Raw genomic sequence first — 22,946 nt, 5'->3', positions numbered from 1 at the left:
CGCCATAGCCCGAGTGCGGGTCGCTCTGCCCGGGCCGTGGAAGATGCCTACGCTGGGCGTCTGACGGAGGAAGTCTCTCTGTTAGGCCGAGCCAGGGTGCGGGAGGCGATGCTAGGCGGGCATCCTTGCGCCCTTGGTGCGGTTGCAGCGCCAGCACAGCGTCTGGAGGTTGTCAGGCTCGCTGAGACCGCCCTTGGAGACCGGCACGATGTGATCGACTTCGAGCAGCAGGTTCGGCTCGACAGCGACTGAGACCCCACACGCAGGATTCTGGCAGGTGTGGCGGTCGCGATCCTTGATCCACCCGCGCAGGCGGGCTGTCATGAGCGCGCGCTGACCGGCAGCCGACTTCGCCCAGCGAATCTTCTGAACGAGCGTCTCCGAAAGCGCATCGAGAGTCGGGGTGTTGAGATCGATGCTCACCGTCTGGCCGCTGTTGCCGCCGGCGGAGACGTACTGGAACTTGTACTTCGGGTAGGGCACAGTGATCGGCGAGAGGTGCACACCGACGAGGCTCCAGAATTCGTCCGCGTATCGCTGAAGGATGAACGCGGGCGGATTGATCATCGTGACAATCTCGGCTTCACGACGCTGCACGTTGGCGACGGCCTCTTCCAGCCGCGAGATGTCCTCGGCTACTCGCTGCACGTCGACAAGCGTCTCCTGGTTTGCCTTGATCTCGAAGTACTTCATCAGGTACTTGATCGGATCCATGCTCGCGTTTCGCACGACCTGCAGGGATGCATTGTGGACGTGAGGCGCGTACTCGGCCACGTTGCGGTCGCGCTGGTAGTTCCAGTTAGACGTGTTCTCGAAGTTCGCGAGGTGTGCGTACTGGCCGGTGGATGACGCGCCCAGCTCGAACGCGCCCTGGCCGCGAATTTCCGCGACGTAGTTCACGACCTCGTTGTGCTCGGCAACAACCGAGGCAATCTGAGCGCGGAGCCCCTGGAACTCTTCACCATTGAAGTACTTGTTCTTCCGGTACTTCCAGATCATTGGATTCGCGATCAAGACTCCGGCGAGAGCGAGAACGAAGAGGATCGGGTGAATCGCTCCGAGAAGCAACGGCAACGCGATCAGCAACGTAACAAAGAGCCACTTGGGCATTCTTCTTCTCCTGAGTAAGGCTCTCTTGGGTAGAGCTATGTGTTTCAGCCGGTTGAGTCTGTTGCCATGCTATCCAGAGCCCCCGACAAAGACGGCGCGACCTCACCCGCCGAACCCGCAATACGTCGCCGCGGTCAGGGCGGCGGTTCCTCCGTTCACCGAGGAGCAGAGCGGACGCCTCGCTCTGCTCCTCAATCCGGGCACCCCGCCGCTGACGGGTGTCGGCCCAGGTGATGAATGTACATTGCTGCTGTAGTGGGGTTATTTCGCGCACTCCCTGAACGCCTACGGCCGTGGCGGACAGCCGTGCCCGCGCTGCGGAACGCCGATCACGCGTGCCGCCTTCATGAACCGGTCGTCGCACTTCTGCCCGAGGTGCCAGCGCCGACGCTGACCCGTCGCGCGCCCTGCGACCCAGCGGAGGTCGTGGCGGGAGGTGTCGCGCGTCCTCCCACCGGGACCGCCGGGGCCGTAGTCGCCGGTCAAGCTGTCTGGAAAGCCCCTCCCAGGAGCGGACGCGTCGCCCTCGTGCTCGCCCACACCACGCCGATACCGGCGGCGACGACGAGGGCGATGGTGGCCAGCGACGCGGGCGCCGTGATCAGTGCGAGTCCGACCAACGGGAAGACCAGCACGGCGGCGACGAGCGCCGAACCGATCGCCGTGACGAGCAGCGGCGACATGATGGCGCGTCGACGGGCGCGGTCGACGGTCTCCAGTGGCATGCCCAGATGATGGAGGCTGCGGTGCAGTTCGCGCTGATCGAGCACATCGGACGTCTGGTTGACCCCGACGGACGCCGCCACCATGAGGAATGAGCCGATGAGGGTGATGATGAGGCCGGTGCGGATGTCCTGCGCGAGCGCGAGATCGGTCGACGACGCCTCAGGCCCCGTCATCACGTTCATCAGTGCCACGCCCGTTCCTGCGAACACGGCCATGAAGCTCGCCATGGCGATGCCGCCGACCTGACGCCACGCCGCCTTGGGGGAGTCGAGGACGATGCGTGCGGCGAGCAGGCGGTCCGGGCGCTCGGCACGCCGGAGCTGCCGTGATGCTGAGACCTTCAGCACCCACGGGCCGACCAGGTTGAGGACGGCCAGCACCGCGCCGAACAGGGCGGCGACCACGACGATGGTGGTCACGAGGCCGCCGATCGAGGGGAACACCTTGATCAGGACGAACGCGATGGCGACCGCTCCTCCAGCGAACACCGCTCTGAACCAGTGCACCTTCGTCACATCCGTGCGCGTCCGAACCCCCAGGGGAGAGATCACGACGCGACGCAGGCCGATGATGGCGCTGGCGGCGGACACCAGGAGCACGCCCACGAACACCAGGGCGATCTGCAGCGGAGGCAGGAGGACGGCCGTGAATCCGAGGGGCTCGCCGCGGAAAGGGATCAGGCCGATGAGGGGACTCATCGCGAGGTGGGCGATCACCCCGACGAGTGCTCCGGCGGCGGCGACGAAGACGGACTCCGTCACCGTGGCGACGGTCACCCCCGCAGGCGAGACACCCAGGAGGCGGAGCGTCGAGAGGCGTTCGTCCCGACGTCGGGCGGACAACCGCGCTGCCGCGCCGCCGAGCGACATTAACGGGACCACCAGGAGGACGAGTGCGATGGCAGCGAGGGCCTGGTAGAGGGGGGCGTACTCGTCTGTCCAGCCCCAGAAGGACTGCGCACCGCCGACGACGGTGAGGACCAGGGCCGTGACCACGCCGAATGCGACGACGGGCAGCGCGAGCACGCTGTTCTGACCGGGTGTCGGCCGGAGGAGCAGGGCCAGGACGTTGCGGTTCACGCGCTCACCGCCGCCGAGACGATACGGCCGTCGCGCACCGCGACCGTGCGGGTGCAGCGACCGGCCACCTCAGGATCGTGGGTGACCACGACCAGCGTGCGACCTTGACCTGTGGTCGACCACAGGAGGGCATCCATCACCTCCGCGGATGTGTGCGAATCGAGCGCGCCCGTTGGTTCGTCGGCGAAGACGAGCTCGGCGCCCGTGACCTGTGCGCGAGCGATCGCGACGCGCTGCGCCTGGCCGCCGGAGAGCTCGCCGATGCGACGGTCCTCCATGCCGCTGAGGCCGAGTGATGCCAGCCAGGAGGCCGCATGGTGCACCGCATCCTGCCGCCGGACGCCGTTGATCATAGACGCGAGGGCGACGTTCTCCACCGCCGTCAGCTCCGGGATGAGCAGACCCTGCTGGAACACGAAACCGAAGCGCTCTCGACGAAGCCGAGACCGCGCGGACTCGCCGAGCGCGGTGACCTCGATGGGTGCGCCCTCGGCCGGACGGAACACGACGCTCCCCGCATCGGGAGAGGTGATTCCCGCGAGCACGTGCAACAGCGTCGTCTTGCCGGAGCCGGACGCACCCATGATCGCCACCGACTCGCCGCGGTGGATCGCGAGATCGACACCGGCGAGTGCGCGGGTCGAGCCGAAGTTCTTGGTGAGGGCGTGGGCTTCAATCACGGGAATGTTCATGACTCCAGCCTCGTCATCCGGCCGCGCCGCGTCGTCGCTCCGGCGGATGACGATGCGGACCCGACGTCATCCGCAGGAATGAGATCGGGTCCGCGCACGCGTCAGAGCTTCTTCTGCCATGCCCCGGCGTATGACACCGGGATGAAGCCGACAGCCTCGTTGATGTTCAGCATCGGACGGTTCTCCTCGGCGTTGAACGTCGAGACCACGGTCGATTGCGGCATCAGCTCGCGCCACCGGAGCAGGTTCGCGCTCTTCACGATCATGCCCAGGCGGTGTCCGCGATGGTCTTTGCGCACCAGTGTGCCGAACTGATGCGTCACGCCCGTGCGATCCGCGGCGATGAGCAGCTCGTTGTACGCGACCAGCTCGCCTGTCGGCACATGTTCCACGGCGACGACGGACACGGCCTGACCGGCGCCGAGGAGCCGCGCCTCTCGGCGCACGACGCGGTCGGCGTCCCAGCTCTCTTCAGCGAAGTCCATGTCTCCGCTCGGAGCGTCCGTCGAGAGTCGGGCGAGCACGGCGGCGAAGCCCTCTCGCCGCTCCGGGGGCGTCGGCATGTCCCAGGCGACGACGCGGTACTCCGCACCCGCGAACGCGGTGGCTTCGGCGAGTGCAGAGCGGAGGGGAGCGCTGTCATCGCGCAGGTCGTATTCGCTGTTGCGCTCGACCTGCTCGAGGGTGAAGCCCGCTGCCTCAACCAGATCGGAGAGGGGTGTCGCCGGAATGCGGCCCCATCCCGTCCGGGGTACGAGCATCCGCTCCGACTCCTCGGGACGGTGCAGACTCCACAGCTGCAGGACGCTGCGTCCTCGCGCGCGCGCTTCCGCCTCGGCGCGTGCGAGAAGCGCTTCTTCGATGCCGCGCCCCCAGTTCTCCTCTGCGACGAGCATGTCGATCTCGGCGGCATGGGCTTCGGCTTCGAGCGCCAGGGAGAGCGTGATCATTCCGACGATCTCGGCGTCGATGCGTGCGACGAACCCGAGGTCGAGCGAGTCGGTCTGATCCTGCCAGTCCGGCAGCATCTGCGCCGCATCGGGTGCGAGGTCGGGGAGGCCGACCTGTTCGTCGCAGATGCGGCGATTGAGCTCTCCGAACGCGAGGAACTCCGCGGCGTCGGAGGCATCCAACGAGGCCGGAACGATCAGGGGCGTGATCGTCGGTGCGGTGGTCGTGTTCATGTCGATTCCTTCGTTGGCAGCGTCGGTCGGGGCGTGCCCCCGCACCCGCCAGGGGGCGGGTGCGGGGAACTGCGCGGCGGTCATGGTCGACCTGCCGTCAGCGCATGCCGCGCTGCATGTCGTACGTGAGCATCGCGTACGACTCGGCAGCGGAGCGGTGACGCTGTTCGCCGAGGAGGAGGAGGTCGGCCGGATCGATGTACAGGCCGCGGCGCTGCCGCTGCGGACGCTGTGCCCTCTGGAACAGCCAGAGGCCGATCCGGAGGGAGAGACGGTCTGCGAACGCCAGGCGACGCAACTCGTCGGGGCGGGGGATCTGGAGGACCTCACGGTCCTCGATATCGGGCGGGTGGGAGACGGTGCGGTGCAACGTGGTGTCCACGGTTGATCCTTCGAGAGTGGGATGGAAAGGGGTGCGGAAACGCCATGTAGCGACGGCGGAGCGTCGAGATCGGCGTGGAAGGAGGCGGCTCACTCGGAACCACGGGACGTGATCGGCGAATGGCGGCGGAGAGCCGTGACCCGCGATGCGGATCAGAGGGTGGGCGCGGAAGAACGGAGCCGGGAACGGCCCACTACGGGCCTGAAATCTCGGGGCGTTGCTACGAGAGCGCGCTGGAGCGGACGCCGGCGGTTACCGAGAACGCAAAGCGCGGCGCGAAATGCGCGGGCGCGGCGAAGCCAGTGGCCTGTGCGTTGAGCTGAGTGATCATCATCGGTAACCTCCTTTCGTGTGGCGATCCGGAGGCAACCGTAGCGAACCCGTTCGGACGACGTCAAGCACATTCCGCTCACACGGCGTGTCGCGAGTTGCTGCGCGTTCGGACCCTCCCCGCGCGGGATGACGGCTGTCGGCCGGGATTCCGATAGCGTAGCGGCGTGATTCTCCCCGGACGAGCGGTGCCCGCATGCATCTGAAGAGCCTGACGCTCAAAGGGTTCAAGTCGTTCGCGCAGCCGACGAGCTTCGTCTTCGAACCCGGCGTCACCTGCATCGTGGGCCCGAACGGATCCGGAAAGTCGAACGTCGTCGACGCCCTCGCCTGGGTGATGGGCGAGCAGGGGGCGAAGACCCTTCGCGGCGGCAAGATGGAGGACGTCATCTTCGCCGGCACGTCCACACGGGGTCCGCTCGGTCGTGCCGAGGTGCAGCTCACGATCGACAACGCCGACGGTGCGCTGCCGATCGAGTTCGCCGAGGTGACCATCAGCCGCACGCTCTTCCGCAACGGGTCGAGCGAGTATGCGATCAACGGCGAGGGCTGCCGTCTGCTCGATGTGCAGGAGCTCCTCAGCGACTCGGGTCTCGGACGCGAGATGCATGTGATCGTCGGCCAAGGACGACTCGACACCGTGCTGCAGGCGTCCCCGGAGGACCGGCGCGGCTTCATCGAAGAGGCCGCGGGGATCCTCAAGCATCGCCGGCGCAAGGAGAAGACGCTCCGCAAGCTCGACGCGATGGAGACGAACCTCACGCGTCTCAGCGACCTGGCGGGGGAGATCCGACGGCAGCTGAAGCCCCTCGGACGCCAGGCCGAGATCGCGCGCGAGGCCCAGACGATCGCGGCCGTCGTGCGTGACGCGAAAGCGCGCATCTTCGCCGACGACGTCGTCGCGCTCCGCACCGCACTCGCGGACCACACGCGTACCGAGCACGAACGCCACACCGAGCGGCTCGTGCTGTCCGACCAGGCGGAGACCGTTCGAGCGAGCATCGCGAGGCTCGAACAGGACCAGAACTCGGTCGCGGTGGACCAGGCACGGGGAGTGGCCTTCGGACTGGAGCAGGTCCAGGAACGGATGCGCGGGCTCTACACCCTGGCGAATCAGCGTCTCGCGCTGCTCGGCTCGGAGGAAGACGACGCGGCCGTCACGGCCGTCACGGTGACGCAGAGCACGATCGACGAGGCGAAGGACGAGATCGACGCGATCTCCGCGGGTCTCGGCGATGCTCAGGACGCTGCGGCGGCGGCGAGTCGCGAGGTGGTGCATGCGCGTGCCGAACTCGACACTCTCGACGTCGACATCGCCGAGCAGAGCGCGCTGGTGTCGGAGTACGACATGCGGCTCTCCGCTCTCCGCGGCACTGCCGATGCCGCCGCCTCGGCCCTTGCAGCCGTCCGTGGGGCGGTGCTTCGTCAGGAGAACGCTCTCGAGGCTGCGGATGCGCGCCGACGTGAAGCAGCTGAAGCGCTCGAAGCGATCGACGACGCCGAAGCGCCCGAGGGCACGGCGGTCGAGCACGCCGCGGCATACGAGAGTGCGCAGCGCGCTGCAACGGCGGCGGAAGCCGAGCGAGAGACGCTGCGCGAGCGGTTGCATGCGGCGGAGCGCGAGGTGGACTCCCTGACGGCCAAAGCTGCGGCGTTGAGCAGTGCCCTGGCGTTGTCCGGCGGCGCGGCAGAGATCGTCGCGGCCGGGGGGAAGGGCGTACGGGGCCTCGTCGGAGACGCCGTGCAGGTGCGTGTGGGGTACGAAGCGGCCATCGCCGCGGTCCTCGGGCCGCTGGCGGAGGGTGTCCTGATCGACACGGTGGACGATGCGTTCGCGCAAGCCGCCGAAGCGGCCGCGCAGCGCAGGGGAGTGGTGGACTTCGTCGTGGCCGATGCGCGGCGACCCGAATCCGTCACGTCATCGGTACCCGGCGTCATCCCCGCGGTCGAGACCGTGACGGCACCCGACGGCGTGCTCGGCGTGCTCTCGCACGTGCTCATCGCGGACGATCTCGACGCCGCGCGCGCCGCCCGCGGGGCGTTGGACGTGAGCGGCGACACGGCGACGACGATCGTCACGGTGGGGGGCGATGTGGTCACCGCGCAGACCCTGCGGACGGGGTCGGGCGGCGAGCGATCGCGTCTCGAACTCGCGGCTGAGCGGGATGCGGCGACCGAACGCCTCGCCGAGATCCAGATCGTGGTGGACTCGTTGCGCGAAGCCCGAGAGGACGCGAACGAAGCGGTAGAGACGACGCGACGTCAGGCGAAGGACGCCCTGAGGGCTCTCCGTGAGCACGACGCCGCTCTCGCGACCCACGCGGAGCAGGTGAACCGGGTCACGGTCCGCCACGAGGCCGCGGTGGCCGAATGCGAGCGGCTCGAGAACGGGCTCGCCCAGGCGCAAGCCGCGGTGGCGGAGGCTGAGGCGAAGGCGGAAGGTGCGAAGGCCGCGCTGGACGAGGCCGTCGCGGCGCCGCGACCGGTCCTCGATGCGTCCGCACGTGACGGCCTGCTGGAGGCGCTCGAACTCGCGCGCGAGGGCGAGGTGCGAGCCCGGCTGGAAGTCGAGACCTTGCGCGAGCGCGTGCGCGCGGCACAGGTGCGCGTCGTGAGCCTGGAGCGTCAGCGGGAGCACGAGCGCGACGCGGCGGCCGAGGCGGCGAGGCGTGCGGTGATCCGTCGAGCACAGCGGAAGGCAGCATCGGGCGTCACCGAAGAGCTTCCCCGAATACTCGACTCTCTCGACCGATCGGTCACCGAAGCGCGCGTCGTCCTCGCCGAGGCCGAGGCGGCGCGCTCGGCCCAGAACGAGGAGCTCGTCGCGCTCCGCGCTCAGGAGACGTCGTTGCGTGAGCGACTGGCCGGCCTGACGGAGAGCGTGCATGGGCTCGAACTGCAGATCCACGAGAAGAAGCTGCACCTGACCAGTCTGCTGGAACGCGTCTCGTCCGAGCTGTCATTGGACGAGGATATTCTCGTCGCGGAATATGGCCCCGATCAGCTGGTTCCTCGGGATCCGGGCATCGAGCCCGCGGATGGCGAACTCCTCGACGACACGGCCATCCCGTTCGATCGCCGCATCCAGCAGCGCCGACTGGCCGAAGCGGAACGCAAGCTCGCTCAACTGGGGCGGGTGAATCCGCTGGCCCTCGAGGAGTTCGCCGCGCTCGAGCAGCGCCACGCCTTCCTCACCGAACAGCTCGCGGATCTCACACAGACCCGCCAGGACCTCCTGACGATCATCGCCGACCTCGATGAGCGGATGCAGACCATCTTCGCGAGCGCGTTCGAGGACACGAAAGAGGCCTTCGGTCAGGTCTTCCCGCTGCTGTTCCCCGGCGGGACGGGAAGCATCTCGCTCACCGACCCCGAGAACATGCTCACGACCGGCATCGAGGTGTCGGTGCGTCCGGTCGGAAAGAAGATCGAGCGGCTCTCGCTCCTCTCCGGTGGGGAGCGTTCGCTTGCGGCGGTCGCGCTGCTCGTCGCGATCTTCAAAGCGCGCCCGAGCCCGTTCTACATCCTCGACGAGGTGGAGGCGGCACTCGACGACGCGAACCTCGGTCGGCTGCTGACGGTCTTCGAGCAGCTCAGGGAGAGCTCGCAGCTGCTGATCATCACGCATCAGAAGCGCACGATGGAGATCGCCGATGCCCTCTACGGCGTCTCCATGCGTCAGGACGGCGTTTCCGCGGTCGTCGGTCAGCGTGTGGGTGACCGGGCCGCGTCGACGGTGTGACTCGGTCGGGCATGCGCGCGGATGATCGTCCGTGCTACCCGTAGGCTGGAGGGATGGCGGAGAAGTCCTGGTCTCTTGGTCGCGCACTGCGCGGCATGTTCGTCAAGCCCACGATCGATGAGACGACCTGGGAGGACCTCGAGACCGCGCTCATCACGGCGGACTTCGGCCCTGACATCAGCGAGCGCGTCGTCGACGAGCTCCGCGCGAAGGTCGATCGCTACCGCACCACGGACCCGAAGGATCTGCAGCGCATGCTGCGGGAGACGCTCGAGGAGCACTTCGCCAAGTTCGACACGACCCTGAAGCTCACAGAGCGACCTGCGGTGGTCCTGGTGGTCGGCGTGAACGGGGTCGGGAAGACCACGACCATCGGCAAGTTCACGAAGTTCCTGCGCGGGTATCAGCGCAGCGTCGTCGTGGGCGCCGCCGACACGTTCCGTGCGGCCGCGGTCGACCAACTCGCCACGTGGGCCCAGCGCGGGGGAGCCGCGATCGTCCGCCCGCAGCAGGAGGGGCAGGACCCCGCATCCGTCGCCTTCCAGACGGTCGAGTACGCCAAGCGCGAAGGGATCGAGATCGCGATCATCGACACCGCGGGGCGCCTGCACACCAAGGGCGGTCTCATGGACGAGCTCTCCAAGGTGCGGCGCGTGATAGAGAAGCAGGCGCCGATCAGCGAGGTGCTCCTCGTGCTCGACGCCACGACGGGCCAGAACGGTGTGATGCAGGCCGAGGCGTTCCTGGAGCACGCGGGTGTGACGGGGCTGGTCCTCACGAAGCTCGACGGCTCGGCGAAAGGCGGGTTCGTGCTGGCCGTGCAGGAACGCACGGGCATCCCCGTCAAGCTGCTCGGCCAGGGCGAGGGCATCGACGACCTCACCGGATTCACGCCTCACGTGTTCGTCCAGTCTCTGGTCGGTTGAGGACAGGACTACCGCAGTGAGCACCGGGCTGGTTTCATAGCGTTATGGCGATCGAACACGACTACTTCGGACTCCTGTCCTCGGGCCCCGACGGCTCGATCTTCTGGTCGGAGACCGTCGAGCTCGGCGACCAGAGCGTCACGGTCGATCTGACCGCCCCGGACCAGGATGATGTGTCCGCCGACGCCCTCGACATCGCCGCCGGGCTCATCGCTGGGTTGGAGAACGTTGACGGAACAGCCCGTCGAGGCATGCTCGCCGAAGTCGACGACCGCACCAGCGAAGTCACCGAGTACATCCTGCAGCAGCAGGAGGCGTACGGCGACGATCTCCCTGACGTGCTCGTGGACGTGTCAGGCGATGCGGCCGTCGACATCATCCGATCGCTTCGACTCATGAGCATGACGATCCTGGCGGACGAGCACGGCGGCTCCGAGCCGTTCGCGGTTCTCGAGTACGCACTCGACGACAGCTCGACCGACGATGTGCTCCTGGTCAACCTCGGTTCCGACGGCACCGTCCAGTCGGTGATGAGCGCCGACTGACTCGAGCCGGTCAGACCGCCTGCGCGAAGCCGAGGTCTGCGCTCTCGGCGATGTGGGCGAGGTGGTCGGGGATCACCCGTCCCTTCGAGACCATCGACTGCGCCCAGAGGCGTCCGGCACGGTAGGAGGAACGCACCAGGGGACCGGCGAGGACTCCGAGGAAGCCGATGCGCTCTGCTTCCTCCTTGAACTCGACGAACTCGGCGGGCTTCACCCAGCGGGAGACGGGGTGGTGGCGCGGGGTCGGGCGCAGGTACTGCGTGATGGTGATGATGTCGCACCCTGCGTCGTGGAGGTCCTTCAGGGCCTGCACGACCTCCTCCGGCTCCTCGCCCATGCCGAGGATGAGGTTCGACTTCGTGATCAGCCCGGCGTTCCGTGCCTGAGTCAGCACGTCCAAGGACCGCTCGTACCGGAACGCGGGACGAATGCGCTTGAAGATCCGCGGGACGGTCTCGACGTTGTGCGCGAACACCTCGGGACGCGCGTCGAAGATCTGCCCGAGGAAAGCCGGATCGGCGTTGTGCTCGTTCGCCAGCAGCTCGACGCCCGTGTTCGGGTTGAGCTCGTGGATCTTCCGCACGGTCTCGGCGTTGAGCCATGCTCCCGTGTCGGGGAGGTCGTCTCTGGCCACGCTCGTCACGGTCGCGTAGCGGAGATTCATGCGTGCGACGCTCTCGGCGACGCGGCGAGGCTCATCGGTGTCGTACGCGTCGGGCTTGCCGGTGTCGATCTGGCAGAAGTCGCAGCGTCGCGTGCACTGAGAGCCGCCGATGAGGAAGGTGGCCTCCCTGTCCTCCCAGCACTCGTAGATGTTCGGGCAGCCGGCTTCCTGGCACACCGTATGGAGGTCTTCGCTCTTCACGAGCGAGTGCAGCGCGGTGTACTCGGGGCCCATCTTCGCCTTGGTCTTGATCCACTCCGGCTTCCGCTCGATCGGGGTCTCGGCGTTGCGGATCTCGAGCCGGAGGAGCTTTCGTCCTTCGGGTGCGGCGGTCATGCGTGGACTCCTGACAGTTCGGGGGCGGCGTATTCGGCGAGGAAGGCGTCTTTCACGGCGTCGACGACATCCAGCGGCGCGATGGCGGACCCGGATGCCTCGCTCACCGTCGTCACACCGGCGTCGGTGATGCCGCAGGGGATGATGCCGCGGAATCCGGCCAACGAGTTGTCGCAGTTGATCGCGAATCCGTGCATCGTCACGCCCTGCTGCACCCGCACGCCGATCGCGGCCACCTTGTCTTCGGACAGAGGGCGACGTACCCAGACGCCGCTCCGCCCGTCGACCTGGTACCCCTCGACGCCGAAGGGGCGCAGCACGTCGATCAGGAGCCGTTCCAGTCGACGCACGTGCGCGACGACGTCGATCGGTTCGACCAGCCGGACGATGGGGTATCCCACGAGCTGACCCGGTCCGTGCCAGGTGATCTTGCCGCCGCGGTCGACGTCGATCACCGGCGTGCCGTCCTGGGGGCGTTCCTGCGGTTCGGTCCGTTTGCCCGCGGTGTACACGGCTTCGTGCTCGAGGAGGATGAGGGTGTCCGCCCTGGCACCTTGGACGACCTCGGAGTGGATGCGGCGCTGCAGATCCCAGCCGTCGAGGTAGGGGACGGGCGTCGGTGCGAATCCGGGGGTGAGGATCTCGAGCGTCACAGTGTCACCTTCGTCGTTTAAATGGACTGCGTTCAACAATACCCCTCCTATCGACCGCGGGCGCTCGCGACCCACGCCTCCGGGTAACGTGTGGGCATGAGTTCCACCGGTCGGGCCGGACGCCCGAAGGCGTCATCGCGGGAGACGCTCGCCGAGGCGGCGTGCGAACTCTTCCTCGAGCGCGGATACGATGCCACTTCCGTAGCCGACATCACCCAGCGTGCGGGCGTGAGCAGGTCGAGCTTCTTCAACTACTTCTCCTCGAAGAGCGACGTGCTCTGGTCGGGCGTCGACGAGCGGATCGGACTCGCCACCCGCTCTCTCGAACTCCTCGGACGGGCGGCGACGGGGGCGGCGGTCCGCGACATCCTGCTGCTCGTCGTGCGCGACTTCGCCCCTGATCCCCTCGCGTTGGCGTTGCGCAACGCCGCAGCGATGGGGTTGGAAGACGAACTGGTCCGCGACACGGGACTGCGCCTTGCGCGACTTTCCCAGGCGGTGTCGGCGGCCGCCCGCACCGCCGGCATCGAGATCATCCGCGCCGACATCCTGGGGGCAGCCCACGCTGCGGCCGTCTTGTCAGCTCTCCGGGTATGGGCGGAACAGGGAGCCGGTCTCGGCACGCCGGAGGCCGTCTTGAAGGACGCACTCGGGGCGATACACGATCTGCCCTGGTCTGACTGAGCCGTCGCGGACGAATCGCGTCATGCCGGACAGGTCATGAGTGAACCCACCCCGAGGAGGAACTCATGGTCCAGGATCCGTTGGACGACCGGCTGGACGCATCGGCACTGACGCATACCGCGATCGACGCCGCACTGGTGCGCTCGATGATGAACGACGCGCGAGCGATCGTGAATCCGCGACGGACACCGCGCCGGGCGGCGGTGCTGAGCGGCGCGGTAGCGCTCCTGCTGCTCGGCGGGGCGGGCGTGGCGACCGCATCGTCGGACTGGCTCTGGGGCGCAGGCTTGGAGAACCCCGACCGCAGCTACACCTACACGTCACCCACGTGGGGCCAGTGCGAGATCCGCTACAGCGGCTGGAACACGCACAATCCGCTGATCCAGGCCGAGGTCGATCGGATCATCGACGACTGGTTCGCCACCGTCGATGTCGAGGCAGCAGCGGAGCCGTATGTCGCGACGTACCTCGCGCAGATCGAGGCCGACCTGCGTGCTCAGCAGGAGGAGGCATCGGACCCTCGAAGCCCGGATCTGAATGCATGGCTGGCTCATGATCAAGCCCTCGCGACGGTGCTCAGCGACGAGCTGAAGGCTCACGGCATCGACAGCGGTCGCGGCGACCTGGAAGGGACGGAGTCGCACAGTCAGCTCCACTGCGAAGGGGAGGACTGGGGCGGCGAGGGTGGCACTCCGTGACGCGGCACCCTGCGGATGAGGCGCTGATCGCTGCGTTCGAGGCGAACGCGTCCGACCTGCTCACATATCTCTCGCGTCGAGTGGGCCCCGACGACGCGGCGGACCTCCTCGGCGAGACGATGGTCGTCGCGTGGCGACGCGTGCGCCGCCTGCCGGACGAGCCGGAGCGTGTCAGAATGTGGCTGTTCGGCGTCGCGCGCGGCACGCTGCTCAACCATGCACGGGGAGAACGCCGGCGTTGGGCGTTGGCGGACCGGCTGCGTTCGCACGTCGACGACGTCCTTGCTTCGGCGCCGGCGGATGCGGGAGCGGATGTCAGGGATGCCATCGCACGCCTCGACCCCGACCTCGCCGAGCTCGTCCGCCTCGTGCACTGGGACGGCTTCTCGTTGACAGACGCGGCGGAGCTTCTGGCCGTGCCGCCGTCCACGGCGCGCGGTCGCTATCAGCGGGCGAAGGCCGAGCTCCGTGCCGCGCTGAGCATAGAGGCTCCGCTCGCGTAGAATCGACAGCACCATGGCTACCTTTGGCACGCTCTCCGATCGGCTGACCGACACCTTCCGCAACCTGCGCACGAAGGGAAAGCTCACCGCGGCCGATGTCGACGGCACCGTGCGCGAGATCCGCCGCGCGCTGCTCGACGCCGACGTCGCGCTCGTCGTGGTGAAGGAGTTCACCGCCAAGGTGCGTGAGCGTGCTCTCGGCGACGAGGTCAACAAGGCGCTGAACCCTGCGCAGCAGGTCGTGCAGATCGTCAACGAGGAACTCGTGCAGATCCTCGGCGGAGAGCAGCGTCGACTGCAGTTCGCGAAGACCGCTCCGACCGTCATCATGCTCGCCGGTCTTCAGGGCTCGGGTAAGACCACCTTCGCCGGCAAGCTCGCGAGGCAGCTCGAGGGGGAGGGCCACACGCCGCTCCTCGTCGCCGCCGACCTGCAGCGTCCGAACGCCGTCAATCAGCTGCAGGTCGTCGCCGAGCAGGCCGGGGCGACGGTGTTCGCTCCGGAGCCCGGCAACGGCGTCGGCGACCCCGTCAAGGTTTCTCGCGACGGCGTCGAGTATGCGCGCCGCCAGCAGCACGACGTCGTGATCATCGACACCGCAGGACGCCTGGGTGTGGATGCGGAGCTCATGAAGCAGGCCGCAGACATCCGCAAGGCGGTGAACCCCGACGAGGTGCTGTTCGTCATCGACGCGATGATCGGACAGGATGCCGTGAACACGGCGAAGGCGTTCCAGGAGGGCGTCGATTTCACGGGTGTGGTGCTCTCGAAGCTCGACGGCGATGCCCGCGGTGGTGCGGCGCTGTCCGTCGCCTCCGTCACCGGGCGCCCGATCATCTTCGCCTCGACGGGTGAGCGTCTCGAGGATCTCGAGCCGTTCCACCCCGACCGCATGGCGAGTCGTATCCTCGACCTCGGTGACATCCTGACCCTCATCGAGCAGGCTCAGCAGGCCTTCGATGAGGAAGAGGCCATGAAGATGGCCGAGAAGCTCGCCACGGAGGCGTTCACGCTCGAAGACTTCCTCGACCAGCTTCAGCAGATGAAGAAGATGGGCTCGATGAAGAAGATGCTCGGGATGCTCCCGGGCATGGGGCAGATGAAGCAGCAGCTCGACGACTTCGACGAGCGTGAGATCGACCGTACAGAGGCCATCATCCGGTCGATGACTCCGGGCGAGCGGCGCAACCCGAAGGTGCTCAACGGATCGCGGCGGCTTCGTATCGCCCGCGGTTCCGGTATGACCGTCACGGACGTCAACCAGCTCGTGCAGCGTTTCGAGCAGGCCGCGAAGATGATGAAGACTGTTGCCCGCGGGGGAACGCCGAACATCCCTGGTATGGGACCCGTGCCTGGAATGGGGCGTCCCGGTGCATCGTCCAAGCGGGGCAAGAAGGGGAAGTCCTCCGGGGGCTCCCGTTCGGGCAACCCGGCCAAGCGCGCAGCCGAGAACGCCGGGATCGCGGCGACCTCCACTCCGACCGGGTCGGGATTCGGTCTCGGTGGCGGCGGCGCCCAGGCTCCCAGCGAGGCGGACCTCGCAGAGATCCAGAAGCTCTTCGGCAAGGGCTGAGCGCTCCTCACGGCAGCGCTGATGCCGTCGCCTTCGCCGACTCGTGATCCTCTCCGCGAGTTGCCATGCGCGGACGAGTGAGGAGCTGGCCTGCGGTCAGCGCACCGATCGCGAGCACGATCCCGATCGCCTGGATCGCGGTGAACCGCTCTCCCGCGACCAGGACTCCCAGTGTGGTGGCCACGAGCGGCGAGAGCAGTGCGAGCAGGCCGGGCGCGATCACGGGAAGCTGCTGGACGCCCCGGAACCACAGCGTGTACGCGACGATGCCGCCGACTGTGCCGAGCCACAGATAGCCGAGTGCGGCACCCATGTCGACCTCCGACGGCAGGCCTTCCCACGCCAGGGTCAGTGGCAGGAGAAGGAGCCCGCCCGCGCTCAGCTGCCACCCCGCGTAGGCGACGGGGCCGACGTCACGAGGTCGCCCCCAGCGTTTGGTGAGGATCATGCCTACTCCCGTGGCGGTGACCCCGCCGAGCGCAGCGAGCACACCCCAGAGGTCGAGGTGTGCTGACGGACCCAGGACCACGAGCGCGACACCACCGGCACCGACGACGGCCGCGGCCGCGGCGAGCGGCCGGATCCGTTCGTCCAGGACGAGCGCTCCGAGCACGAGGACGATGAGCGGCTGCGCTCCTGCGACCGCGGCGGCCACCCCGCCGGGAAGTCGTTCGGCAGCCAGGAAGAGCAGGGGGAAGAACGCGCCGATGTTGAGCGCCCCGAGCACGACGGACTTCGCCCACCAGGTGCCGCGCGGAAGTCGGCGGGTGAGGAGGACCGCGAGCAGGCCCGCCGGCAATGAGCGCAGGAGACCGGCGAAGAGGGGGTGACCCGGGGGGAGGAGTTCGGTGGTGACGAGGTAGGTGGTGCCCCAGGCGAGGGGAGCGAGGGCGGTCGTGAGCACCAGGAGTGGCCTGTTCATGATCTCAGCATGCGCGCACCTCGAGAATGAGTCCAACGCATGGTTCTCATCTCATTCATGATGCATGATCATGGAAGGATGGACCTGCAACAACTCCGCTACGTCGTCGAGGTGACGGAAACCGGGAGCTTCACTCGAGCCGCCTCGCGATGCTTCGTCACCCAGTCGGCGTTGAGCCATCAGATCGCCGCACTCGAACGCGAGTTGGGTCAGCGCCTGTTCGTGCGCTCGAGTCGAAGCGTTCGCCTGAGTGAGGCGGGTGCGGCCTTCGTGGAGCATGCGCGCGCGGCGCTTCGCGCGGCGGAGCTGGCGAAGGAGGCCGCGGCAGCAGCAGAGGGCGTCGTGATGGGTGCCCTGCGGATAGGGGTCATCCCGACGGTCACGGCCATCGACGTGCCGTCCGTTCTCGCAGCCTTCCGTGCGGCCCACCCACACGCGCGGGTCGAACTGCAGGTCGGGAACAGTGATGCGTTGGCCGCGGCGCTGCGTCAGGGCGACCTCGACGTCGCACTGCTCGGTCTCCGTGAGGGCCTGGAACCAGCCGGAGTGGCGTGGCGCGCATTAGCTCGAACGCCGCTCGTGGCGGTGTTCCCACGGCACCACCCACTGGCGGAGCGCGGAGTCGTCGACCTCGAGGATCTCGCAGAGCTGTCGTTCGCGGACTTTCCCGCCGCAACCTCCGGTCGGGCCCAGAGCGATGCCGCCTTCGCCTCTGCGGGTGTGACGAGGGATGTGGCTTTCGAGGCGGATTCCGCGACGCTGATCCTCGGTCTGGTCGCCGTCGGGTTGGCGGTGACTCTGCTGGCTCCGGGAACGGTCGCACGCTCCGGGGCTGACGTGGCGACCGCTGACGTCCGCCATGGGCCCGTGCGCGTGGAGTACCTCGCATGGGATGGCGCAGCGCCCAGGAGCGTCGCGAGGGCATTCCTGCCGTTCGCTGCTGCTGTCGGGTCCGAGAATGCGGAAGCGGGTCCGGAGATGGACTCCGGACCCGCTTCCGAGTGACGTCAGATCACTTCACGTCGTCGTCGACCCAGTCCATCGACTTGGTGACGGCCTTGCGCCACAGGCGCAGCTGACGGTCGCGCTCGGCCTCGTCCATCGACGGCTCCCAGCGCTTGTCCTCCTGCCAGTTGGCCGAGAGGTCGTCGAGCCCGTTCCAGAACCCGACGGCGAGACCGGCGGCATATGCGGCCCCGAGGGCGGTGGTCTCGGCGACGACCGGTCGCACGACCGGAACGCCCAGCACATCCGCCTGGAACTGCATGAGCGCATCGTTGGCGACCATGCCGCCGTCGACCTTGAGCTCGGTGAGGTCCACCCCGGCATCGGCGTTCACCGCATCCAGCACGTCACGGGTCTGGAAGGCGACGGCCTCAAGGGCGGCACGCGCGATGTGGTTCTTGTTGGCGTAGCGCGTGAGTCCCACGATGGCTCCGCGGGCGTCGGAACGCCAGTACGGTGCGAACAGGCCGGAGAACGCGGGGACGATGTACACACCGCCGTTGTCCTCGACCTTCTCTGCCAGCTTCTCGACCTCGGGTGCCGAGGAGATGATGCCCATCTGGTCACGCAGCCACTGGATGAGGGATCCGGTGACGGCGATCGAGCCCTCCAGAGCGTAGTGCGTCGGCTGGTCGCCGAGCTTGTACCCCACAGTGGTGAGCAGTCCGTTCTTCGAGCGGACGATCTCCTCGCCCGTGTTGAAGATCAGGAAGCATCCCGTGCCGTAGGTGTTCTTGCTCTCGCCCTTCTGGAAAGCCGCCTGCCCGAACGTCGCGGCCTGCTGGTCGCCGAGGATGCCGGCGATCGGCGTCTCGCGGAGGAGGGAGGAGCTCTCGGCGGCGCCGTAGACCTCGGACGAGGACCGGATCTCCGGCATCATCGAGCGCGGAACGCCGAACGCCTCGAGGATGTCGTCGCGCCACTCCAGCGTCTCGAGGTCCATGAACATCGTGCGCGAGGCGTTCGTGACGTCGGTCGCATGCACACCGCCGTCGATTCCGCCGGTCAGGTTCCACAGCACCCAGGTGTCGGTCGTGCCGAAGAGGAGATCTCCTGCCTCGGCCTTCTCGCGGGCGCCGTCGACGTTCTCCAGGATCCAGGTGATCTTGGTCCCCGAGAAGTACGTCGCCAGCGGGAGGCCGACCACCGGCTTGAATCGCTCGACGCCGCCGTCCGCGGCGAGGCGATCGACGATCTCCTGGGTGCGGGTGTCCTGCCACACGATCGCGTTGTAGACGGGCTTGCCCGTCGTCTTGTCCCACACGACGGCGGTCTCGCGCTGGTTCGTGATGCCCACGGCGGCGATGTCGTGCCGGGTCAGGTCGGCACGGCCGAGAGCCAAGCCGATGACCTCCTGCACGTTCCGCCAGATCTCGGCAGCGTCGTGCTCGACCCAGCCGGCCTTCGGAAGGATCTGCTCGTGCTCCTTCTGACCGGTCGCGACGATGCTGCCCTTCTTGTCGAAGATGATCGCGCGACTCGATGTCGTTCCCTGGTCGATCGCGATGATGTAGTCAGCCACTTGTGCTCTCCTTTGATTCCAGTGTGGGCGGGGTGTGCGTCAGCCTGCGAGGCCGAGCAGTACGGGTGCGGCGAGTGCGGCGATCACTCCACCGATGAGCGGGCCGACGACGGGAACCCACGAGTAGGACCAGTCGCTCGCACCCTTGCCCTTGATCGGCAGGATCGCGTGGGCGATACGAGGTCCGAGGTCACGGGCGGGGTTGATGGCGTACCCGGTCGGTCCACCGAGGGATGCACCGATGGCCACCACGAGCAGAGCCACCGGGAGCGCGGTGAGCGGTCCGAGGCCCCCGGGCGTGCCGACCTCGATGTCGCCGTAGTCGGCGAAGGCGAAGATGACGAACACGAGGACGAACGTTCCGATGACCTCCGTGACGAGGTTCCATCCGTAGGAGCGGATGGCGGGGCCGGTCGAGAAGACGCCGAGCTTGTTCGCCGCCTCCGGCTCCTCGTCGAAGTGCTGCTTGTAGGCGAGCCACACCACGATGGCGCCGAGGACAGCTCCGACGAGCTCTGCGGCGGTCGCCGTCAGGAACATCACGAAACTGATCTTGCCGGCGACCAGGAGGCCGATGCCGACCGCGGGGTTGAGGATGGCGCCGGAGTAGGCGGAGACGAGCACACCGGCGAAGACCGCCAGGCCCCATCCCCAGTTGACCATCAGGAAGCCGCCGCCGAAGCCCTTGTTCTTCGCGAGAGCGACGTTGGCGACGACTCCACATCCGAGCAGGACGAGCATCGCGGTGCCCACCAGTTCGGAGAGGAAGTAGAGACCGAGATTCACATCAGCCATGTCTTCTTTGACCTTTCTTGTGTGTCGAGGCCCCTCTGCCTCGACACGTTATGGGGTGCGCCGCAAGGAGGGCGGCGGTCCGAGACCCCGTCAGCCGCGCGTGCGGGACGGGATATCGAGTCCGTGTCGCTCGTTCAACAGCTGCCGCGTCTGCTCGAGCTCCGCGTCGTGGCGAGACCTGTCCCAGCCGAGCACAGGGGCGACCGCGTCAGCGATCTCGTCGAGGACATCGGCGTCGGCGCCGCCGGTGAAGGCGATGCTGGTGCGACGGAGGACGATGTCCTCGAGCCGGGTCACCATCTCGTTGTGAACCATCCACTCGAGCTCCCTGGTCGACAGGTCGCCGTTGGCGAGGGGGGCGTCCGCGCCCTGCTCCACGTACTCCCACACCTGCGCGGCGCGGGTGCCGTAGCGCGCGAGCAACTGGTCGGCACGCGTTCCGGCGCCGGCGAGGTTCTCCTGGATCCAGATGCGTCGGGCCTTCTCGGTGCGGGGGAAGTCGCGGCCTCCTCCGATCGCGCGGCCGACGGTGGAGACGGTCCTCGTCCGGTCGATCAGTCCGAGCACGATGTCAGACAGGGACTCTCCCAGCGCACGGAACGTCGTCCACTTGCCGCCGACGAGGCTCACGAGCGGCACGGCGCCCTTCTCGTCGACCTCGATGCGGTAGTCGCGCGACACGAATCCCGGTGCGGTGTCCTCGTGACGCGGCAACGGCCGGATCCCCGAGAACTTGTACACGATCTGGTCGCGCGCGACGGCGATGGTCGGGAACACGTGGTGGATCAGGTCGAAGAAGTAGTCGACCTCCTCCTCGGTGCACACCGGGACCTCGCCCGGATCGGCATCGATGTCGGTCGTGCCGACGAGGACGCGTCCCTTGAGGGGGTAGATCAGGACGATCCGACCGTCGGAGTGTTCGAAGAAGATCTCCCGACCGCGGGTCGCCTCGAGCAGCTCAGGGTGGTCGAGCACGATGTGGGATCCCTTGGTGCCGCCCATGAAGCGGGTGTCGGCGCCCAAGGCATCGTTCGTCAGGTCGGTCCAGGGTCCGGAGGCGTTCACGACGACGTCGGCGCGCATCGCGAACTCGGTGCCGCTCTCACGATCGCGCAGGACGATCTCGTCACCCTCGCGGGCGATCGCCTCGACGTAGTTGAGTGCGTGCGCTCCGGGGTGCGCACTGCGGCCGTCCTGGAGCACATCGAGCGCGAGCCGCTCCGGATCATGCATCGAAGCGTCGTAGTACGTCGCCGTGTACTTGATCTTCGGGTCGAGAGAGGGGAGCTCGGCGAGAGACTTCTTGCGACCGAGGAATCGGTGCCGAGGGACGGTCCCGCCGTCACGGGAGAAGGTGTCGTAGATCGTCAGGCCGACCTTGATGAGGAACGCTCCGCGCTCCTGCGGCTTGCCGCTCTTGTGCGTCAGGAATCGCAGGGGAGCGGACAGGATTCCCGAGAACGTCGAGTAGATCGGGATGGTCGTCTGCAGCGGCTTGACGTAGTGCGGGGCGATCTTGAGGAGGCCGTTGCGCTCTTCGACGGATTCGCGGACGAGTCGGAACTCGCCGTTCTCGAGATAGCGGATCCCGCCATGGATCATGTGGCTCGACGCGGACGACGCCCCGGAGGCGAAGTCACCTCGTTCGACGAGCACGACGTCGACGCCCTGGAGTGCCAGATCGCGGAACGTGGAGATGCCGTTGATCCCGCCGCCGATGACGAGGACGCTCGTGCGTCCGGATTCGCGGACGGCGCGAACCTCTGCGCGCTCCGCTGACGAGTGTGTCGAATCGATCATCGTCGACCCTCTCTTCCTTGCTTGCCCACCAGCATCGACCTGAGTGGCATCCCGCGCAAGCCCACTGCACAAATGTGCAAGGATCGAGGTCGAGGAGGAAGTCATGGCCGGTGCAGGCGCGGAATCTCGCGACAGCAAGCTGGTCGCGGCGCTCACCGCGGCGCAGCTCTACTACATGCAGGACAAGACCATGGAGGTCATCGCGAACGAGCTCGGGACCTCACGGTCCTCCGTCTCCCGGCTGCTGAGCTTCGCCAGGGAGAGCGGCCTCGTCGACATCCGCATCAATTCTCCGCTCGAGCGGCTCGGGATGCTGGAGCAGCGCATCCGCGACCGACATCGCGTCGCGGCACACGTCGTGCCCATGCCGGAGATCCTCAGCGAAGTGGAAAGACTCGAACGCGTCGCGCTCACGGCTGGCCGTCTGCTGTCGCAGTTCGTCGACTCGAACATGGTGATCGGAGTCGCCTGGGGATCGACGATCAGTGCGGTCAGCCGGGGTCTCGCCCAGAAGGAGACGCACAACACGACCTTCGTGCAACTCAACGGCGCGGGGAACACGCAGACGACCGGGGTGGAATACTCCAGCGACATCCTCCAGCGATTCGGCCGGGCGTTCGGCGCGCAGGTGCAGCAGTTCCCCGTCCCCGCGTTCTTCGACGACCCGGCGACACGCGAAGCGATGTGGCGTGAACGGAGCACGCGCCGCGTGCTGGACCTGCAGGCGAAGATGGACGTCGCCGTGTTCAGCCTCGGTTCGCCGGCTGCGGAGGTGCCGAGCCGCGTGTACGTCGGGGGTTACCTCGGACGCGACGACTATCGCAGCCTCCGTGAGGACCACGCGATCGGCGACGTCGCGACCGTGTTCTTCCGGTCGGACGGTTCCTGGCGCGACATCCGCGTCAATGCACGTGCCACGGGCCCGGGGCTCGACCGGCTCCGACGCGTCCCTCGCCGCGTGTGCATCGTGTCGGGCATCCCGAAACTCGTGAGTCTTCGCGCGGCGCTGTCGGCGGGGCTCATCACGGACGTTGTGCTCGACGAGGGCCTCGCCAGGCGTCTGATCGAGGATTGA

The 22,946-nt window shown here is 67.5% G+C and carries 20 protein-coding genes and 1 pseudogene; 10 read left to right on the top strand and 11 right to left on the bottom strand.

The features are described from left to right. Positions 1 to 111: 111 nt before the first annotated feature. Positions 112 to 1,110: an HNH endonuclease signature motif containing protein gene (locus AB0E56_RS11975; RefSeq protein ID WP_359799172.1), complete on the bottom strand. Its 999-nt coding sequence runs from the start codon at positions 1,108 to 1,110 to the stop codon at positions 112 to 114. A gap of 259 nt (positions 1,111 to 1,369) precedes the next feature. Here AB0E56_RS11975 and AB0E56_RS11970 point away from each other — a divergent pair. Next, positions 1,370 to 1,504, top strand: a pseudogene (locus AB0E56_RS11970) (zinc finger domain-containing protein); the annotation flags it as partial. Between the two features lie 88 nt (positions 1,505 to 1,592). On the opposite strand, the gene AB0E56_RS11965 reads toward AB0E56_RS11970, so the two are convergent. From AB0E56_RS11965 to AB0E56_RS11950, 4 genes are all read right to left on the bottom strand, one after another. Then, entirely contained in the window at positions 1,593 to 2,915 is a 1,323-nt protein-coding gene (locus tag AB0E56_RS11965) for an FtsX-like permease family protein (protein WP_359799171.1), read from the bottom strand. Then, entirely contained in the window at positions 2,912 to 3,607 is a 696-nt protein-coding gene (locus AB0E56_RS11960; protein ID WP_359799170.1) for an ABC transporter ATP-binding protein, read from the bottom strand. The genes AB0E56_RS11965 and AB0E56_RS11960 overlap by 4 nt, the downstream gene beginning before the upstream one ends. A 101-nt stretch (positions 3,608 to 3,708) precedes the next feature. Beyond that, positions 3,709 to 4,791 (bottom strand): GNAT family N-acetyltransferase, encoded by a 1,083-nt coding sequence (locus AB0E56_RS11955; RefSeq protein WP_359799168.1) that lies wholly within the window; start codon positions 4,789 to 4,791, stop codon positions 3,709 to 3,711. A gap of 97 nt (positions 4,792 to 4,888) precedes the next feature. Then, entirely contained in the window at positions 4,889 to 5,173 is a 285-nt protein-coding gene (locus tag AB0E56_RS11950) for a hypothetical protein (protein WP_359799166.1), read from the bottom strand. Between the two features lie 526 nt (positions 5,174 to 5,699). Between AB0E56_RS11950 and smc the strand changes: the two genes are divergently transcribed. From smc to AB0E56_RS11935, 3 genes are read left to right on the top strand one after another with little or no spacing between them, the layout of a single operon-like run. Then, entirely contained in the window at positions 5,700 to 9,245 is a 3,546-nt protein-coding gene (gene smc / locus AB0E56_RS11945; protein ID WP_359799165.1) for a chromosome segregation protein SMC, read from the top strand. A 53-nt stretch (positions 9,246 to 9,298) separates the two neighbouring features. Next, entirely contained in the window at positions 9,299 to 10,171 is an 873-nt protein-coding gene (gene ftsY, locus AB0E56_RS11940) for a signal recognition particle-docking protein FtsY (protein ID WP_183152595.1), read from the top strand. 44 nt (positions 10,172 to 10,215) lie between these two features. Then, positions 10,216 to 10,716 (top strand): DUF2004 domain-containing protein, encoded by a 501-nt coding sequence (locus AB0E56_RS11935; protein ID WP_359799163.1) that lies wholly within the window; start codon positions 10,216 to 10,218, stop codon positions 10,714 to 10,716. A gap of 10 nt (positions 10,717 to 10,726) precedes the next feature. Here the strand turns inward: AB0E56_RS11935 and lipA are convergent, their stop codons facing one another. Together lipA and lipB are read right to left on the bottom strand one after the other, a co-directional pair. Continuing rightward, positions 10,727 to 11,716 carry a lipoyl synthase gene (gene lipA / locus AB0E56_RS11930; RefSeq protein WP_359799161.1) on the bottom strand — a complete coding sequence of 330 codons (990 nt, stop codon included), beginning with the start codon at positions 11,714 to 11,716 and terminating at the stop codon, positions 10,727 to 10,729. After that, positions 11,713 to 12,369 (bottom strand): lipoyl(octanoyl) transferase LipB, encoded by a 657-nt coding sequence (gene lipB / locus AB0E56_RS11925; RefSeq protein WP_359799159.1) that lies wholly within the window; start codon positions 12,367 to 12,369, stop codon positions 11,713 to 11,715. Before lipB ends, lipA begins: the two co-directional genes overlap by 4 nt. Positions 12,370 to 12,465: 96 nt before the next feature. Here lipB and AB0E56_RS11920 point away from each other — a divergent pair, with 96 nt between their 5' ends. The 4 genes from AB0E56_RS11920 (at position 12,466) to ffh (ending at position 15,827) form a co-directional block, all read left to right on the top strand. Continuing rightward, positions 12,466 to 13,053, top strand: a complete 588-nt coding sequence (locus AB0E56_RS11920; RefSeq protein WP_359799157.1) for a TetR/AcrR family transcriptional regulator — start codon at positions 12,466 to 12,468, stop codon at positions 13,051 to 13,053. A 65-nt stretch (positions 13,054 to 13,118) separates the two neighbouring features. Continuing rightward, positions 13,119 to 13,751 (top strand): hypothetical protein, encoded by a 633-nt coding sequence (locus AB0E56_RS11915; RefSeq protein WP_359799156.1) that lies wholly within the window; start codon positions 13,119 to 13,121, stop codon positions 13,749 to 13,751. Next, a complete protein-coding gene (locus tag AB0E56_RS11910; RefSeq protein ID WP_359799154.1) occupies positions 13,748 to 14,254 on the top strand; it encodes a sigma-70 family RNA polymerase sigma factor in 507 nt (168 codons plus the stop codon). The genes AB0E56_RS11915 and AB0E56_RS11910 overlap by 4 nt, the downstream gene beginning before the upstream one ends. Positions 14,255 to 14,267: 13 nt before the next feature. Beyond that, complete coding sequence (gene ffh, locus AB0E56_RS11905; protein ID WP_359799152.1) at positions 14,268 to 15,827, top strand: signal recognition particle protein; 1,560 nt, start codon at positions 14,268 to 14,270, stop codon at positions 15,825 to 15,827. Between the two features lie 7 nt (positions 15,828 to 15,834). Here ffh and AB0E56_RS11900 read toward each other — a convergent pair whose 3' ends face one another. Beyond that, positions 15,835 to 16,749 (bottom strand): EamA family transporter, encoded by a 915-nt coding sequence (locus AB0E56_RS11900; protein WP_359799150.1) that lies wholly within the window; start codon positions 16,747 to 16,749, stop codon positions 15,835 to 15,837. Between the two features lie 78 nt (positions 16,750 to 16,827). On the opposite strand from AB0E56_RS11900, the gene AB0E56_RS11895 reads away from it, so the two are divergent. Next, entirely contained in the window at positions 16,828 to 17,754 is a 927-nt protein-coding gene (locus AB0E56_RS11895) for a LysR family transcriptional regulator (RefSeq protein WP_359799149.1), read from the top strand. Positions 17,755 to 17,761: 7 nt separating this feature from the next. On the opposite strand, the gene glpK is transcribed toward AB0E56_RS11895, so the two are convergent. The 3 genes from glpK to AB0E56_RS11880 all read right to left on the bottom strand — a co-directional run bounded on the left by glpK (position 17,762) and on the right by AB0E56_RS11880 (position 21,871). Further along, complete coding sequence (gene glpK, locus AB0E56_RS11890; RefSeq protein WP_359799147.1) at positions 17,762 to 19,276, bottom strand: glycerol kinase GlpK; 1,515 nt, start codon at positions 19,274 to 19,276, stop codon at positions 17,762 to 17,764. Positions 19,277 to 19,315: 39 nt separating this feature from the next. Further along, the gene (locus tag AB0E56_RS11885; protein WP_359799146.1) at positions 19,316 to 20,071 is read right to left on the bottom strand and encodes an MIP/aquaporin family protein; all 756 of its coding nucleotides are present in this window, start codon (positions 20,069 to 20,071) and stop codon (positions 19,316 to 19,318) included. A 90-nt stretch (positions 20,072 to 20,161) separates the two neighbouring features. Further along, complete coding sequence (locus AB0E56_RS11880) at positions 20,162 to 21,871, bottom strand: glycerol-3-phosphate dehydrogenase/oxidase (protein ID WP_359799145.1); 1,710 nt, start codon at positions 21,869 to 21,871, stop codon at positions 20,162 to 20,164. Positions 21,872 to 21,974: 103 nt separating this feature from the next. On the opposite strand from AB0E56_RS11880, the gene AB0E56_RS11875 reads away from it, so the two are divergent. Further along, positions 21,975 to 22,946, top strand: a complete 972-nt coding sequence (locus AB0E56_RS11875; RefSeq protein ID WP_359799144.1) for a sugar-binding domain-containing protein — start codon at positions 21,975 to 21,977, stop codon at positions 22,944 to 22,946.

The sequence above is a fragment of the Microbacterium sp. NPDC028030 genome, from assembly GCF_040637855.1.
GTDB lineage: Bacteria > Actinomycetota > Actinomycetes > Actinomycetales > Microbacteriaceae > Microbacterium.
Note: the sequence above shows the minus strand (reverse complement) of the source record. Positions and strands in the feature narration are given on the sequence as shown.